At 66.8% G+C, this 15,312-nt stretch carries 19 protein-coding genes; 10 read left to right on the top strand and 9 right to left on the bottom strand.

From position 1 onward, the window contains the following. The 6 genes from ACWEPL_RS32060 to ACWEPL_RS32035 form a co-directional block, all read right to left on the bottom strand. On the bottom strand, positions 1-827 hold an 827-nt coding region (locus ACWEPL_RS32060), incomplete at its 3' end, for a tetratricopeptide repeat protein (RefSeq protein ID WP_452438395.1). Further along, positions 820-1,146 carry a hypothetical protein gene (locus tag ACWEPL_RS32055; RefSeq protein ID WP_452438394.1) on the bottom strand — a complete coding sequence of 109 codons (327 nt, stop codon included), beginning with the start codon at positions 1,144-1,146 and terminating at the stop codon, positions 820-822. The genes ACWEPL_RS32060 and ACWEPL_RS32055, both read right to left, overlap by 8 nt. 241 nt (positions 1,147-1,387) lie before the next feature. Further along, a complete protein-coding gene (locus ACWEPL_RS32050) occupies positions 1,388-1,681 on the bottom strand; it encodes a hypothetical protein (protein ID WP_452438393.1) in 294 nt (97 codons plus the stop codon). Positions 1,682-2,149: 468 nt separating this feature from the next. Next, positions 2,150-2,911, bottom strand: a complete 762-nt coding sequence (locus ACWEPL_RS32045; RefSeq protein WP_452438392.1) for a DUF6928 family protein — start codon at positions 2,909-2,911, stop codon at positions 2,150-2,152. A gap of 415 nt (positions 2,912-3,326) precedes the next feature. Next, on the bottom strand, positions 3,327-3,641 hold the full coding sequence (locus ACWEPL_RS32040) for a hypothetical protein (RefSeq protein ID WP_449894718.1): 315 nt from the start codon (positions 3,639-3,641) through the stop codon (positions 3,327-3,329). Next, positions 3,631-4,719 (bottom strand): serine/threonine-protein kinase, encoded by a 1,089-nt coding sequence (locus tag ACWEPL_RS32035; RefSeq protein WP_452438391.1) that lies wholly within the window; start codon positions 4,717-4,719, stop codon positions 3,631-3,633. Before ACWEPL_RS32035 ends, ACWEPL_RS32040 begins: the two co-directional genes overlap by 11 nt. Positions 4,720-4,985: 266 nt before the next feature. On the opposite strand from ACWEPL_RS32035, the gene ACWEPL_RS32030 reads away from it, so the two are divergent. Further along, positions 4,986-5,174, top strand: a complete 189-nt coding sequence (locus tag ACWEPL_RS32030; protein ID WP_452438390.1) for a hypothetical protein — start codon at positions 4,986-4,988, stop codon at positions 5,172-5,174. Between the two features lie 41 nt (positions 5,175-5,215). Here ACWEPL_RS32030 and ACWEPL_RS32025 read toward each other — a convergent pair whose 3' ends face one another. Next, complete coding sequence (locus ACWEPL_RS32025; RefSeq protein WP_452438389.1) at positions 5,216-5,926, bottom strand: TetR/AcrR family transcriptional regulator; 711 nt, start codon at positions 5,924-5,926, stop codon at positions 5,216-5,218. 226 nt (positions 5,927-6,152) lie between these two features. Between ACWEPL_RS32025 and ACWEPL_RS32020 the strand changes: the two genes are divergently transcribed. The 9 genes from ACWEPL_RS32020 (at position 6,153) to ACWEPL_RS31980 (ending at position 10,653) form a co-directional block, all read left to right on the top strand. Beyond that, the gene (locus ACWEPL_RS32020) at positions 6,153-6,500 is read left to right on the top strand and encodes a nitroreductase family deazaflavin-dependent oxidoreductase (protein ID WP_449894727.1); all 348 of its coding nucleotides are present in this window, start codon (positions 6,153-6,155) and stop codon (positions 6,498-6,500) included. Positions 6,501-6,610: 110 nt separating this feature from the next. Beyond that, positions 6,611-7,315: a DUF4386 domain-containing protein gene (locus ACWEPL_RS32015; RefSeq protein WP_355213014.1), complete on the top strand. Its 705-nt coding sequence runs from the start codon at positions 6,611-6,613 to the stop codon at positions 7,313-7,315. Between the two features lie 237 nt (positions 7,316-7,552). After that, positions 7,553-7,678, top strand: coding sequence for a hypothetical protein (locus ACWEPL_RS32010; RefSeq protein ID WP_452438388.1), 126 nt, complete (start codon positions 7,553-7,555; stop codon positions 7,676-7,678). Positions 7,679-7,933: 255 nt separating this feature from the next. Then, positions 7,934-8,266 (top strand): hypothetical protein, encoded by a 333-nt coding sequence (locus tag ACWEPL_RS32005; protein WP_452438387.1) that lies wholly within the window; start codon positions 7,934-7,936, stop codon positions 8,264-8,266. After that, positions 8,263-8,706, top strand: coding sequence for an AAA family ATPase (locus tag ACWEPL_RS32000; protein ID WP_452438386.1), 444 nt, complete (start codon positions 8,263-8,265; stop codon positions 8,704-8,706). Before ACWEPL_RS32005 ends, ACWEPL_RS32000 begins: the two co-directional genes overlap by 4 nt. Beyond that, positions 8,643-9,077 carry an ExeA family protein gene (locus ACWEPL_RS31995; protein ID WP_452438385.1) on the top strand — a complete coding sequence of 145 codons (435 nt, stop codon included), beginning with the start codon at positions 8,643-8,645 and terminating at the stop codon, positions 9,075-9,077. The genes ACWEPL_RS32000 and ACWEPL_RS31995 overlap by 64 nt, the downstream gene beginning before the upstream one ends. 138 nt (positions 9,078-9,215) lie before the next feature. Next, on the top strand, positions 9,216-9,569 hold the full coding sequence (locus ACWEPL_RS31990) for a cupin domain-containing protein (RefSeq protein WP_355207820.1): 354 nt from the start codon (positions 9,216-9,218) through the stop codon (positions 9,567-9,569). Positions 9,570-9,801: 232 nt separating this feature from the next. Beyond that, positions 9,802-10,206, top strand: coding sequence for a hypothetical protein (locus ACWEPL_RS31985; RefSeq protein ID WP_452438384.1), 405 nt, complete (start codon positions 9,802-9,804; stop codon positions 10,204-10,206). 264 nt (positions 10,207-10,470) lie between these two features. Further along, positions 10,471-10,653 (top strand): hypothetical protein, encoded by a 183-nt coding sequence (locus tag ACWEPL_RS31980; RefSeq protein ID WP_355207824.1) that lies wholly within the window; start codon positions 10,471-10,473, stop codon positions 10,651-10,653. A gap of 75 nt (positions 10,654-10,728) precedes the next feature. Here ACWEPL_RS31980 and ACWEPL_RS31975 read toward each other — a convergent pair whose 3' ends face one another. Next, positions 10,729-11,868, bottom strand: a complete 1,140-nt coding sequence (locus tag ACWEPL_RS31975) for an acyl-CoA dehydrogenase family protein (RefSeq protein WP_452438383.1) — start codon at positions 11,866-11,868, stop codon at positions 10,729-10,731. Further along, entirely contained in the window at positions 11,865-15,215 is a 3,351-nt protein-coding gene (locus ACWEPL_RS31970) for an indolepyruvate ferredoxin oxidoreductase family protein (RefSeq protein ID WP_452438382.1), read from the bottom strand. Before ACWEPL_RS31970 ends, ACWEPL_RS31975 begins: the two co-directional genes overlap by 4 nt. Positions 15,216-15,312 lie beyond the last annotated feature (97 nt).

Genomic DNA, 15,312 nt, shown 5'->3' with positions numbered 1-15,312 from the left:
GCGGGGCGACCCAATTCAGCCAGCCGAACTGCATAGTTGTTCATTGCTGAAGCGAGGTTAGGGAGGTATGCGTCACGGTTCAACTCCGCCAGCTCGCTGTAGAGCCTGACGGCCTGTTCGCTGATAGAGATAGCTTCCGCGGGGCGACCCAATTCAGCCAGCCGAACTGCATAGTTGTTCATTGCTGAAGCGAGGTTAGGGAGGTATGCGTCACGGTTCAACTCCGCCAGCTCTCTGTAGAGCCTGACGGCCTGTTCGCTGACGGAGACGGCTTCCGCACGGCGACCCACGTCAGCCAAATAGCTTGCGTGATTATTGAAGGCGGCGGCGAGATCGGGCAAGTAAGCGTCACGATCCTGCTCAGCCAACTCACGCCGCAGCGCAACAGCCTCTTCGCTGATGGGGACGGCTTCCGCACGGCGACCCACGTCAGCCAACCGAATCGCATAGTTGTTCAGGGCAGTGGCCAGATCGGGCAAGTAAGCGTCACGGTTCAACTCCGCCAGCTCTCTGTAGAGCCTGACGGCCTGTTCGCTGACGGAGACGGCTTCCGCACGGCGACCCACGTCAGCCAAATAGCTTGCGTGATTATTGAAGGCGGCGGCGAGATCGGGCAAGTAAGCGTCACGATCCTGCTCAGCCAACTCACGCCGCAGCGCAACAGCCTCTTCGCTGATGGGGACGGCTTCCGCACGGCGACCCACGTCAGCCAACCGAATCGCATAGTTGTTCAGGGCAGTGGCCAGATCGGGCAAGTAAGCGTCACGGTTCAACTCCGCCAGCTTTCGGTAGTGGCGTACTGCCCCATCTAGCATGTGGTCATTCATCGCCCGGCGCTCCTTCTTCTTGAACTGCCTCGATTGTCCCGTGAGCAGTCTGGATTAACTGAGCTATGTAGCCGGGCTGAAGTGCGACTTCATCGCTGTAAATTTTGAGATCTATGATCTTCTTGGCGCGATCAATCCTCACCTGGACTGCGGGTTTATCCAATGCCCGCGCCTGGGCCCGTTGGCGGCGTCCTTGAGTTAGGGCTGCCCCTACGCCGCTCACAAGGGTTAGGAGTCCTACGGCTGCCCATCGCAGCGCTGTCGCCTCGGTGGTCGCATAATTGATAAATACGTTTGTCGCTGAGGCGAGGATGGCCATGCCAACGGCACTCAACACACCGGCTTTCCAGGGTGTTCGAGGCTCGACGGCTGTCACCAGCCCACTCAACCCAAGTTCAGCGGGCTCGGCAACCGCCTTCATTAGACTGAGATCTGCCAGGAAGCGCGTGGGCGGTGCTGGCCGTGACCGGCCGAAGAGCCGCAGCGCGGCCGGCGACCGCCCCACGCGCGGCAGGCCGCCGCAGGCGGACTGCCCTTGATGACGTGTAGATAGTTTGCTTTCAGGGCTGTCCGGGGTCTGGTCGCGGCTGGTTGTTGTGGGGCGTGGCGGTGGTCCAGATTCGTTCGAAGCTGGCGAGGTAGACCGTTGATGTCCCTCGCCCGTCGGCGTGGTGGAGATACATGACTGGGGCGTCGGCTGCTGGGGTGGCGTAGGCGTGGATGTTGACCAGGAGTTCGGTGTCTGCTCGGTAGATGGAGTTGTAGAGCACCGTGCGGTGTAGCCGGACTTCGACGTTCGGAATGGCCAGTAGGGGACGGTAGAGGGCGAGTGCGTTCTTGATGCGGGCGGCCATGACGTCGGCGCCAATTCCCTCGTCGGTTCCTCGCACAGCAACCTGGGGACTGTTGGGTCTCCGAGGAGCACGCGAACCTTGACGCCTGCGCGGGCTCGGTCGACGAGCGCATCGAGGGTTCTGCGGTCTTCGAGGAGGAACAGGCCGCTGTACGTGAGGATGTCGATCTCCTCGGCTGCGCCTTGGAAGAGAGCTCGCCACACGATTTGGGGGATGGCCCAGCGGTGAGGGTAGATCGTTTGTACGCCGTCTACGAGTGAGCGGTGTTGCTGGGCGAGCTGCGGCCAAAGGTCGGTTTCGTGGACGTGGAGGAGTCGCGCCAAGACGGCGGCGCGTGCGGCCTTGATCACAGAAACGCGACCCCATTGCCGATCAACCAGGCAGGGGTCGCGTTTGTATGTGTGTGGGCGTTCACCTGCGGCGTGTTGTCCTGCCGAAGAGAGCAGAGCGCCGGCCAGGCACAGATGGTCAGAGGCTGTCGAAGCTAACCTCTTGCATCGTCCCGTCCGGACCCATCCGGAATATCCTCGGTGGACCCATGGTCCGCCGCGCCTCGGCGTACATGGCTTCCCGTTCGGCCTGTTCCCTGCCCGACGGGTCGGTCACCCGGAACCCGTGCAGGTGAACACCGGCCGTATCGACGTGGCCGGGGTCGGGAGCTCCCTCTATCACGAAGCCAAACAACGCGTGCAACGCATCCTCGCCCAGCTCAAGGGGATGGAACGGCAGTGGGTAGGGATCCTGATTTGGCCAGCCCGGCGCGTGCTCGACAGGATGCTCGCCCGCCCAGTAAGGCAGCTCGAAGTCGTACGGCTCGCCGATGTTCTCCTGGATACCGCCATCGGGCGACAGGCTCAGCGAGCGTACCAGCGCCCCGTCCTCCCAGACCGCGAAAGCAAGCCAGTCCACCACCGAGTGCATCGCATGCATGATGATCCGCCTGCCCGCACCGGCCTTGAGCAGATGCTCAGGCAACTCAGACGGACGATCGAGCACGAGCCTGCGATCACAGAACAGCTCGGCCCCGGCCAGTGCGGTGGCGTAGGTGACGTCGTCAGGCGGGTAGGCACAGTCCCACAACGTGCCGTCCTCGGCGGGTGCGACCGCATAACCTGGGTGAACCTGACGGACCAATGCCTCGGTATCAGCCCGTTCCGAGCGCGTCGCGCCCAACAACGCGGGTCGAATGTCGCCCTCAGCGAACGCCAGCAATGCTGTCTTCGCGCCCATCCCGCCCCTCCAGAATCTCCAACCAGCAAAGGCCTGCACCTTATCCGCCGAGGACGACACGAGTCGGCTGGTCTCGAGAGCCCCAACCAGGACTCTGTTCAGGAACAGGCTGGTCTCTGTGCCGCGTCTCACGGAACAGGGACGGAACAGTGATCATCTAGGGCCCGCTCCCAAGCCAAAGAACCCCGCCTCCCAGCACAGGGAAGCGGGGTTTCCGCATGTCAGGGGCTACCTGGCTAGATGGCGGTTGATGATGAGGCACTGAATCTGGTTGGTGCCCTCGAAGATCTAATCTCCGACCCACGATGCAGTCACCTGTGGATATAGACCGATCATGTAGATGAGCAGCGGCCCTGGCCCCGGGCGTGGGTAGCCTTGCGGCCTTGCTTTCGTCTCGGATCTGCACCCGAGGAGGTCAACCACGAGGATATCGTGCGCGGCGGCGGATAAAGCGATCCTGTAGGCTCGTGACCAGGGCGAACGCTGCTAGACCATTGAGGTAGGCCAGACCGAACATGAGCCCGACGGGCCAGTTGACCCTAGAGGGCTCGGTGAAGGCAGTCCAGACAGCCACGCTAAGGCCGATGAGGGCGAACGGCTGGAGCGGCAGGATGAACACGGCGACGAGGACGCGGCGGCGGCTGAGGAAGCTTCGGACCGGGCGCAGTGCCATGAGCGTGAACCACATCAGCATGACGATGGGCACCGGCCAGAGTGCGTTAATGGCCATGGGGTTCTCCGGGTAGGTGATCCAGGGTTCGCTCGGCTGACGACGGCGTGCGCGGCTGCGTGATTCGGAGCCCGACGGTCACGGCGGTTACCACCACCAGTAGTGCTGTCAAGGCCCAGAATATGGGTGTCTCCCATAGGCCTGGCGCTTTGGGACCGGTGCTGGCGTTGAGCGTGATCAGTGTCGCGATCCCCACAGCGAACTGGGTGAAGCTGGCGACTATGAAGGGCCGAGGGCGGTCCAGGTGTTGATTTCGTGGGGGCATGGCTGGCGCCATGTTGGAGCGGCCCGAGTCGGCCGATTCGCCGGTGAGGTGGCGCAGTACGTCGGCAGCGGTTGGGCGGTGCTCTGGCTGCTTAGCCAAACACGCGTCGAGAAGGCCGGCGAACTCTTGTGGCACACCGGACAGATCGGGTTGCTTGTTGAAGATGGCGTGCATCACGGCTGCGGGTGTGTCACCGCGGAAAGCGCGGCCCCCTGTCGCGGCAAACACCATGGTAGCGGCCCAAGCGAAGACGTCCGAGGCAGCGCTGGCAGGAACGCCGTTCAACTGCTCCGGCGCCATGTAGGCCGGGGTGCCTACCAGGCCGGAGCCGGTGGTGGACTGCTCAGCCATACGGGCGATGCCGAAGTCGATCACAACTGGGCCTTCTGGCCCAAGGAGCACGTTGCTGGGCTTGAAATCGCGGTGCACGATGCCTGCGCGATGAATCGCGGCGAGCGCGGTCAGCGTCGTGACGGCCAGCCGGTCCAGGCTGCTCCCGCTGCGCGGCCCTTCAGTGTTGACCAGTGTCTCAAGCGACACGCCGGGCACGTATTCACTGACGAGGTAGGCACGACCATCGAGAACACCGGCATCGAGCACCCTGGCCGTGCAGAAGGGCGCCACTCGCTGCGCCAGGTCGGCTTCGCGCATAAACCGCCGCCGTGACTGCTCGTCCAAGACCGTGCCCGGATGGAGGACCTTGACGGCGACTCGTGATCCTTGGGGGGCCACGGCCAGGTAGACCTTGCCCTGACCACCTTCGCCTAGCACCCGGATGAGATGGTAAGGGCCTAACCGTCCAAGCTCTGACAATGCGTTCCACCCCGACGTGCCGTCAGACGAAAGCCAACCCTGCTGGATGCTTCATGAGCCGCGGGTTCCGAGCGTTGACACGGTGGCGAGCCGGTACGCGGTCGCCGTTAGTTTAGCTTCGAGGCCGGAGCGGGTGCACTCGATCTAGGTTAAGTGGTGCGCGCTGGAAGTTTCCCGGGGTTGACTTCTGACTGGTGGGATGCGGCTGGTGATCAGAGGTCGGCGTTGGCGATGTGCAAGTCGCAGGCGACGCCTACAAGGGCGGAGTGACGTTGCGGCAGTGCTTCTACCGCCTGGCCGTGACCGGCGTCATCCCGAACACCGCGGCAGCCTACCGCAAGCTTTCCGCCCATCTCGCCGAGGCGCGCCGGCGCGCCAACTTCCCCGATCGGCCTCCGGGGAGGATCGGACCGGATTTTGGCGCCAGAGAGTCGATCTTGACGACGATTCGGTGACGACGGCTGTTTGCCCTGGTTGAGCGCCCTAGCGTGCCTGCTCATGCCTGTGGATTTCCTCTCATTTCTGAGAACACGAACTGTCGCTGTCGTTGCACAAAGCCACTTTGGGACTCATCGCACGAACCCGAGCGGGGGGCCCTTCGGCGAGCTTCGAGCGCATCCAAGATCAGGTCCAGGCCGTAGCTGAACTCGCTGGTGTAGTCGTAGCCCGGCCGCAGGGCGTGGTCGCGGATCATCTCGGTGAGGTACGGCAACTCCTCTGCCGGCAGATGCCGGAGGATGCCGCTGGCCACTTCCTCGACATCGTCCGGCGTCGTCATCGGTAGGTTCGCCTCCTGGAGGACGAACCCGCCGATGTAGCTGTCGATGAGCGAGACGGCGTGCGCGGCCATCGGCAGCGTGAACCCCGCCTCCCGGAGGACGCCCAGGACGGCGTCGTGGTGGCGCAGCGTCGCCGGTCCCGGATGGCGACGGGAGTCCATGAGGCCGAGAGCCCAGCTGTGCTGCGAGAGGATCACACGTGCGGAGGAGGCACGCGTACGGATCGCATCGCGCCAATCGTCGCATTCAACACCGGGTAGCTTGATCGCCGCGAACACCATGTCGACCACGCCGTCGAGGATCGCGTCTTTGTTCGGCACGTGGTGGTAGAGCGACATCGCCTCCACGCCCAGTTCCTGCGCCACCCGGCGCATCGTGATCGCCTCCACGCCGCCGCGATCCGCGACCCGGATCGCGGCTTCCAGCACGAGACCTCTGCTGAGCGGTTGTTGCGGTGGTGGCACGACGGCTCCGGGTGTGGGCGGGTTGACAGGCTTACGAGCGTAAGCCAACCTTACACCCGTAAGTAGCCTTACGGGTGTAAGGCTCTCCGGATTGGCGTCAGCCAGGGCTCAGCCAACACCTGACCTATGACGCGCCCCGCCGGGGCGAGAGAAGGAGATTTCGATGCCGATGCCAAGGTGGTGGGGGCACGTGAACAAGAGGGTGTTCAACCCCCGCGCGATAACCGGCGGGAGATGGCCGGTGCTGATTCACATCGGTCGCATTTCTGGCGCTACGTACCGCACGCCGCTCGATGCGCATCCCGTCGACGGCGGCTACCTGTTCGTTCTGGTGTATGGATCGCGCTCCGATTGGGTGCAGAACGTCCTGGCGGCCAGAGGTGCGCGGCTCCGGGTCGACGGGAGAGCGATGGAACTCACCGCCCCACGCCTTGTCGGGAAGGACGAGGCGTTCCAGGCCCTCCCCCATGAGGTGGCACGCCCACCGAAGCTGCTCCGCATCACCGAGTTCCTCCGCATGGACCTGCTCACAGGCTGACCCTGGCCGCCGCCCCGGCAGTCCCCGGCTTGCGCGTCGGGGAGCCTGAACCGGCTCGCCGATCCGGCGCCGGCACACTCCACCACCACGACAATTACAGGACAAGCATCGTGCATACAAACAGGCGGGCAATCGCAATTGCGGGCACACTGGTCATCGTAGGCATGATCGCCGGTGCGCTGAGCATCGTTCCCGCTCTCGAGGAGCCACGCTATCTCGCTCTCATTTCCGCACACGAGAGCCAGGTCATCGTCGGCGCAGTTGCTCAGTCCATCATGATCCCCGCCTATGTCGGGTTCGCGCTGTACCTTTATCCGACATTGAGGGCGGAGAACGAAGCGCTCAGTCAGGGTTTCCTTGGGTTCAGACTGATCGCAGCGACGTTCCACTTCATAGGCGTGATCATCCTGCCCTTGTTTCTTGTGCTGGGCGATGGATTCACCCAGGCCAGCGCTTCGGAAGCATCCCACCTCGAGGTCTTGGGCGAGCTGCTGCGGACGGCGCGCGACCTGGTCAATCACGTCGCATTGATCATCTCGCTGAGCCTCGGAGATCTCCTGTTGTTCCGCATTCTGTGGCGGTCGAGATCTGTCCCTCGATGGCTATCCGGGTGGGGATTTCTGGGAATCGGAGCAGCTATATCGGCGAGCTTCTTGGTGCTACTTCGCCTAACTGACGTGGTCACGCCGCTCTACCTGGCCATGAATGCGCCACTGGGCCTGCAGAGCTTTGTCTTCGCCGTGTGGTTGATGACAAGAGGCTTCGCTACGAATACATCAACCACGGCCCACCAGCACGGCGTCCGGCGCGGCTGACGCGCAGGCCGTCCCACCTTGTTGCGACGGCCTGCGGATTCCGCCACTCGTGAGACGTTGACCCAGGGAGCATCTCATGCCGTAGCACGTGAGGCACTCCGGGCTTGCCGCCCACCAAGGCGCCGTCGTTCCGCCGCCCGCCCCGCCGACCCCCTCGGGCAGCAGCGACTCGAGTCGCTCCCACTCCGCATTGGTTAAGTCACCTCGACCCATACGCCAATCGTCAAGAAGCAACTCTTGGTGCTGAACCTGCAAGGCGCGGAGTTGGCCGATCAGCCTGGCAGCGCGGCGTTCGCCTTTGACGAGAACCTCGACCCGCTGGAGCCGGACGATCCAACCAGTGCGAGCGCCGACTGCACCTGAGCTGCGACGACCAGTTCCGGTACGGGCTCCAGCGCGTCCTCGACTGCATCGCCGCGGGAAGATCGAAAGGTTCTTCAAGACCGTCCGCCAGCAATTCCTGGTCGAGATCGCTGCCGACGGGCAGACCGCCGGCACCAAGGTGAACGACTTGGCCGAGCTGAACCGGCTGTTCACTGCCTGGGTCGAGCGCGTCTATCACCAGGGACCGCCACAGTCCGGCTGTTCGCCAACTCCTACTGCGTCGACCCGAGCTTGGTGGGGCGGAAGGTCGAACTGGTCTTCGATCCCTTCGACCTGACCATGCTGGAGGTCCGCTTCCGGGGCGAGCCGATGGTGATGGCCACCCCGCAGGTCATCGGCCGGCACACGCACCCCAAGGCCAAACCCGAACAGGCGGCGCCCGCTGCGCCGGAGCCGGGCACCGGGATCGACTACCTGCGCCTGTTGGATGACAGTCACACCGCCGCCCTGGCCGCCCGCATCAACTACACCGCGCTGACCAGCAAGAACATCGACCGGCAAGGTGAAGATGAAGAAGCAGCGCCGACCGAGCAGGACCCGGCACTGACCGGAGAGGACCAGCTGTGATCGATCGCCTGCAAGGCTTCTTCGGCTTCACCAAGATGCCGTTCGGCCGGGACCTGGCCCCCAGCATGATGCACTGGCATGGCGCCCACGGCGAAGCCACCGCCCGCATCACCTGGTGCGTCACCGAACGCGCCCTGGGCGTCATCACCGGTGAAGTTGGCGTCGGCAAGACCGTCGCCACCCGGGCCGCGATCGCCTCCCTGGATCCCGCCCGGCACATCCCCATCTACATCGGCAATCCCGACGTCGGCGTCCGCGGCATCCACACCGCCATCGTCACCGCGCTGGGCGGCGTCCCCAAACCGCACAAGGCCACCCTGATCCCACAGGCCAACGACGCGCTGGCGACCGAACTGGCCGAAGCGGTCGCACCCCGGTGCTCATCCTGGATGAGGCCCACCTGCTGGGCCACGACCAGTTGGAGTCGGTACGCATGTTGACCAACCACGAGATGGACTCCTCCAGCCCGTTCGCGTGCCTGCTGATCGGCCAGCCGACCCTGCGCCGCAAGATCAAGCTAGGCGTGCTGGCCGTGCTCGATCAGCTCATCGCCGTCCGCTACCACATGAACGGCATGGCCTGCGAGGAGACCGTCGACTACCTACGTCACCACCTCGCCCTGGCCGGCCGCACCGATCCCCTGTTCACCGAGGACGCCGCCACGCTCATCCACACTGCCAGCCGCGGCTACCCCCGCGCGATCAACAACCTGGCCATCCAAGCTCTACTGGCGACTTTCATCGCCGACAAGACCATCGTCGACGAGTCCGCCGCCCGGGCCGCCGTCAACGAAGTCATCGCATCAGAGTGACGCCAACCCGCCACGAAGAGGATCGTCCAATAGCCCTGCCTCGGATCAGCATGATTTCAGACGATTGGTCCGCTATAAGGACCAATTTTCGGAGATTGGCTCTGTTATCGGGCCACTCTGAAAGGCAAGGATTGTGGCATGACCACACAGCATGAAGCTTCGCGTCACCTTGCTGCGGTCTCGGTGGCCGAGGCCATCACCGCGCTCCCAGGGCCCTTCCAGCAGCACAATCTGGCGGCGGTGAACGACACCACCGTTGTTCGCCTGGCTCGATTGGAAGGCGAGTTCCCGTGGCATCACCACGATGAGGACGAGCTCTTCTTGTGCTGGGACGGCAGCTTTGAGATCCAGTTGGAGGGGCAAAACCCGGTGGTGCTGAAGGCGGGCGAACTGTTCGTCGTTCCCAGAGGAATGCGGCACCGTCCCGTTGCCGACAAGACCGCCCATGTCCTGCTCATCGAGCACCCGGACACCAAGCAGTACGGGAACTGACGCAACGCACCCCAAGGCCCGGTCTGATCCAGCTCAACTTCCCCAAGGCCCTACCGGGTCTCAGGACGTCTTCTTACGCGCAGCCCGGAGCCGATGAAGACCCGAACCCTGCCGGGCATGATGCACACCAGGCCGTCAGTCTACACACCAAGACCCCGACAGCTTCGCCCTGTCGGGGTCTTTTGACGCCTGCCCGCCCCCATCCTGAATGACGCGTTCATCACCAAGTTGAGTGTCCGCGAACACACCGATCCCGGCGAAATCCTCGCCCAAGTCCCCGACTTGTACCGGCGCGACCGGACGGAGAACCAGCCGGTGGCACTGCACCTGGACCTTCGAGTACGGCCTGCCCGTCCTGGTGCTACGCGGCTTTTCCAGCGAGACCTATGTGCGGCGGGTCCGCGAGCGCTTGGCCGCCGATCCGCGCCCGGCGGTGCTGGCCTACGTCGGCGATTACGACGCCAGCGGCGAGGCAATCCTGACCGACTGGCTCGCCCGAACCAGCGGCTGCTGGTTGGCCGTGGAACAGATCGCGCTCACCCACGAGCAAGTCCTCGAGTACGGGCTGCCCGCAGCGCCGGGCAAGGCGAGGTCGAAGATGTCCTCGACCTCGCCGGTGAACCAGAGCTGGTCCTGATACTTCCTGCTCCCCATGATCGGGGCCGCCTGCGGGCTGCGGCAGGGCGAACTGCTCGGCCTCGCTCTGGAGAACATCGACTTCGAGGAGCGTGTGCTCCGCCTACGTCGGCAGATCCAGGACCTACAGTGAGATCGTCTGGAAGCCCGCACTCGTCCAAGCGGGCGTCATCCCACCGCCCGGCAAGGACCCTCGTCAACGGAAGCGCTACGTCACTCCCGTAAAGAAGGGCTGCACCAGCTCCGGCACTACTACGCCAGCGTCATGCTGGCCAGCGGCGTCTCGGTGAGGGAACTCGCGGAGCACCTCGGCCACGCCGACCCAGGCTTCACCCTCCGCGTCTACGCCCACATAATGCCCGGCTCCCACGATCGCGCCCGCAAGGCCATCGACGACCGCCTATTCCGACCGCGCGAGGTCTCTCACGGAACAGGGACGGAACAGTGATCATCTAGGGCCCACTCCCAAGCCGAAGAACCCCGCCTCCCAGCACAGGGAAGCGGGGTTTCCGCATGTCAGGGTCTACTTGGCCAGGTGGCGGCTGATCACCAGGCGCTGGATCTGGTTGGTGCCCTCGAAGATCTGCATGATCTTGGCCTCGCGCATGTAGCGCTCGACGCGGAACTCGCGCGTATACCCATACCCGCCGAACACCTGCACCGCATCCGTCGTGACCTTCATCGCCGCGTCCGTCGCGACCAGCTTGGCGATGCTCGCCTGCCTGCTGTACGGCAGGCCCGCGTCGCGGCGCCGGGCAGCGTCGAGGTAGGTGGCCCGCGCGCTCTCCACCCCCGCCGCCATGTCCGCCAGCAGGAACCCGAGCCCCTGGTGGTCGATGATCCGCTTGCCGAACGTCTGGCGTTCCTTGGCGTAGGCCACGGCCTCGTCGAGCGCGGCCTGTGCGAGGCCGGTGGCGCAGGCGGCGATGCCGAGCCGCCCCGAGTCGAGCGCGCTGAAGGCGATCTGCAGCCCCTGACCCTCCTCGCCGATCAGCCGCTCCTCCTCCAGGAGCGCCCCGTCCCAGTGGGCGCTGGTGGTCGGTACGGCGTGCAGCCCCATCTTCTCCTCGGGCCGCCCGAACGTCAGCCCGTCGGCGGCCCCCGGCGCGAGGAAGCAGGAGATGCCCCGCGACCCCTCCCCGGTCCGGACGAAGAGCGCGTAGAAGTCGGCGAGGCCGCCGTGGGTGATCCACGCCTTGTTGCCGGTGATCCGGTAGCCGGTCTCCACCCGCTCCGCCTTGCAGGTCAGCGCCCCGGCGTCGGAGCCGGCCTGGGGCTCCGACAGGCTGTAGCCGCCGATCAGGCGTCCGGCCAGCATGTCGGGCAGCCACCGCTCGCGCTGCTCGGGGGTGCCGAAGGCGGAGACGGGGAAGCAGGCCAGGGTGTGCACGCTGGTGGCGACCGCGACGGCCGCCCACCGCATCGCCAGCTCCTCGATCACCTGCAGGTAGACCTCGTACGGCTGCCCGCCGCCGCCGAGCTCCTCCGGGTACGGCAGCCCGAGCAGCCCCGCCGCGCCCAGCGTGGCGAACAGCCCCTCCGGGTACGTCTCGGAGCGCTCGTGCTCGTCGACCCGGCGCGCGAGCTCCTTGTCGGCGATGTCGCGGGTCAGCTCGATGAGATCCCGGGCGTCCTGGTCGGGCAGCAGCCGGTCAACGGTCACGATCTCTCCTGGCTCGTAACGGGCTCGTCCAGCCGCGCGAGCGCGGCCTTGGCGCGGTCGCGGAACTCGGCGACCCGGGCGAGCTTGATGTCCTCGTACCCCCGGATCAGGTCGGGCAGGCCCGCGATCTCCGCGACCGTCTCGGCGCTGCCGGGCGTGAGCTTGTCCAGCGCGGTCCGCACCAGGTCGCGGTATTCGACGACCAGCTCGCGTTCGACGCGCCGTACGCGGGCGTGGCCGAAGACGTCGAACGTCGTGCCGCGCAGCACCCTGGCGGCCCGCAGCCCGCGGAACAGGACCCCGGCGGAACGGCGTACCTTGATCTTACGCTTGAGCCCCATCGCCCGCAGCAGCGGCGGGTGCAGCAGCACCGACACGACCGCGTCCGGGCCGTACTCGCGCTCCCTCCGCTCCTTCTCCACGGGGTCGAGGTGCAGGCGGGCGACCTCGTACTCGTCCTTGTAGGCCATGAGCTTGTGCAGGGCCCGGGCGTACGCGAGCCCGATCCGGGCGCCCGCCTCCTCGCCCGCCAGCTTGACCGCGGTGTCCGCCACCTGCCGCACGTCCTCCTCGTACGAACGGGCGTAGGCGGCGTTCTGGTAGCCGGTCAGGTCGGCGACGCGGGTGGCCACCACCTCGTCCAGCCCCTCGGCGGCCGGCGACGGAGCGGGCTCCGCAGCGACCACGGTGGCGCGGCCCCAGCGGAAGGCGGCGAGGTTCTGCTCGACGGCGGCCCCGTTGAGCGTGATGGCCCGCTCGACGGCGGCGGCGGAGACCGGCAGGCAGCCGTGCTGGTAGGCGGCGCCGAGGAGGAGCAGGTTCACCGGCATGTGGTCGCCGAACAGGCTCTCCGACAGCCCCTGGGCGTCCAGGCACTCGACGCGCCTGGCGGCGGACTCGACGCGGGCGACCGCGTCCGCGTGCCCCGGCACGACCGCGCGCCCGGTCACCATGGCGGCGGTCGGGACGACGGCGGTGTTCAGGATGGCGACGGTGCGTTCGGGCGAGGCCGTGGCCAGGTTCGCCTCGGCCGCCGCGCCCAGCAGGTCGAACCCGATCAGCACGTCCGCGCTCCCCGGCGTGGCCCGCACGGAGCCCTCCAGGGGCCGCGCCGAGATCCGCACGTCGCTGACCACGGGGCCGCCCTTCTGCGCCAGCCCGGTCTGGTCGAGCCCGGACGCGTACAGGCCGTCGAGGTGGGCCGCCATCTGCAGGATCTGCGAGACGGTGACGACGCCGGTGCCGCCGATGCCGGGCATCCGGATCAGGGCCTCGACGGGCCGGCTCGCGGGCTCCGGCACCTCGGCGGGCGGCGGCGGGGCCTGGCGACGGCGTACGGTGCCCGGCTCCACCAGGAGGAACGACGGGCAGTCGCCCTTGAGGCAGCTCAGGTCGGAGTTGCAGGAGGCCTGGTGGATGCGGGTCTTGCGGCCGTACTCGGTCTCGACCGGCTGCACGGACAGGCAGGTCGACACCTCTCCGCAGTCGCCGCAGCCCTCGCAGACCCGCTCGTTGATCACGACCTTCTCCGTGGGCGTGGGCAGCTTGCCGCGCTTGCGCAGCCGCCGCTCCTCGGCCGCGCACCGGTCGTCGTGGATCAGCACGGTCACGCCGTCGAGGGCGGCCAGCTCCTTCTCCACCTCGGGCAGGTCGTCGCGGTGCCGCACCGACGCGATCCCCGCCAGCCGCACCCCCCGGTACGTCTCCGGCTCCGGCGAGGTGACCACGATCCGGCGCACACCCTCGATGGCCAGCTCGTGCGTCAGCGCCGGCACGTCCAGCCGGCCCTCGGCGCGCTGGCCGCCGGTCATGGCCACGGCGTCGTTGTAGAGCAGCTTGTACGTCATCGTCACCCCGGCGGCGACGGCGGCCCTGATCGCCAGGGAGCCGGAGTGGTGGAAGGTGCCGTCGCCGAGGTTCTGCACGAAGTGCCGGTCCTCGGTGAACGGCGCCAGCCCGAACCACTGCGCCCCCTCGCCGCCCATCTGCGTGAGGCCCACCTGGGTGCCGCGCCCGTGGCCGTCCAGGGCGATCATGGCGTGGCAGCCGATGCCGACACCGACCAGCGTGCCGTCGGAGGTGCGGGTGGAGGTGTTGTGGGGGCAACCGGAGCAGAAGTACGGGGTGCGCGCGGCCACCAGGGGCAGCATGCGCCTCGGCCGGACCTTCGCGCGCGGGGCCAGGTCGATGCCCAGGCAGGCGGCGACGGCCTTGGCCACGTCCTCGGCGCCCAGGGTGCCGCGGGCGGTCAGCAGGTCCCGGCCCACGACCGCCGGCATGCGCTCCCGCCCGTACAGGGCCTGCTTGAGCTGCCCCTCCAGGAACGGCACCTTGTCCTCGACCACCAGCACCTTGTCCAGGTCGGCGGTCATGGCGGCCAGGTCGTCGTAGGCGAGCGGGAACGGCATCCCGAGCTTGATCAGCCGGATCCCGCGCTCGTCCAGCGTCGCCTCGTCCAGGCCGAGGTCGGCCAGGGCGCGCAGGACCACCGCGTACGTGGTGCCGGAGGCCAGGATGCCCAGGGCGGTGTTGCCCGCTCCCGCCGTCACCCGGTTCAGGCCGTGCTCGCGGGCGTACTCGCGGGCCAGGTCGAGGCGGCGGGTGAGCATGTCGTGCTCGGCGTCCAGCGCGGCGGCGCCGAGCAGGAGAGGGGCCGCGCCGCGATCTCTCTTGTCGGGCATCGGGATGCCGGCGCGGAGCCGGCCGAGGTCCACCGTGGCGGACGCGTCGGCGATGTCCGCGACGATCTTCAGCCCCGCCCAGAGCCCGGTGGCGCGCGACAGGGCCACCGCGTGCAGCCCGAACTCGACGATCTCCGCGATCGAGCCGGGCGCGAGCAGCGGCATGGACAGGCTCTGGCACATGGGCTCGCACGTGCTGGGCAGCGTGGAGGACTTGCAGCCGGGGTCGTCGCCGATCCAGGCCACCGCGCCGCCCAGGGGCGCCGTGCCGGCCGTGTTGGCGTGCCGGATGGCGTCGGCGGCGCGGTCGAGGCCGGGGTTCTTGCCGTACCAGAATCCGGTGACGCCGTCGTGCCGGCGGCCCGGCACCTGGTCGAGCAGCTGGGTGCCGGCCACCGCCGTGGCGGCCAGCTCCTCGTTCAGGCCCGCCTGGAAGACCACGCCGGCCGGCTCCAGGAACCGCGCCGCCCGTTTCATCTCCAGGTCCACGCCTCCCAGCGGCGAACCCTGGTAGCCGGTGACGAACACGCGCGTGTCCAGCCCGTGTTCCTCGTCCAGCCGGCGCTGCTCCAGCGTCAGGCGCACCAGGGCCTGGATGCCGGAGATGAGGACCCGGCCGTCATGTGCCGTGTACTTGTCGTCGAGCGACACTGTTGGCTCGCTCACGCTCGAACCTCCTGGCCTCGTACTTGTGTGCCAAGCACAGCAACGCGGGATGATATGCGCAAGTATTAGATGAGAAAGTGCCCGGAAGACGCAAACT

Source organism: Nonomuraea sp. NPDC004186 (genome assembly GCF_053603495.1).
This window is presented reverse-complemented; position numbering and strand designations above follow the sequence as displayed.

Excerpts from the sequence above, each read along its gene's own strand:
- ACWEPL_RS32055 (WP_452438394.1), bottom strand. The coding sequence starts at position 1,146 with ATGGCCATCCTCGCCTCAGCGACAAACGTATTTATCAATTATGCGACC.
- ACWEPL_RS32050 (WP_452438393.1), bottom strand. The coding sequence starts at position 1,681 with ATGGCCGCCCGCATCAAGAACGCACTCGCCCTCTACCGTCCCCTACTG.
- ACWEPL_RS32045 (WP_452438392.1), bottom strand. The coding sequence starts at position 2,911 with ATGGGCGCGAAGACAGCATTGCTGGCGTTCGCTGAGGGCGACATTCGA.
- ACWEPL_RS32040 (WP_449894718.1), bottom strand. The coding sequence starts at position 3,641 with ATGGCCATTAACGCACTCTGGCCGGTGCCCATCGTCATGCTGATGTGG.
- ACWEPL_RS31990 (WP_355207820.1), top strand. The coding sequence starts at position 9,216 with ATGACCACACAGCATGAAGCTTCGCGTCACCTTGCTGCGGTCTCGGTG.
- ACWEPL_RS31980 (WP_355207824.1), top strand. The coding sequence starts at position 10,471 with ATGCTGGCCAGCGGCGTCTCGGTGAGGGAACTCGCGGAGCACCTCGGC.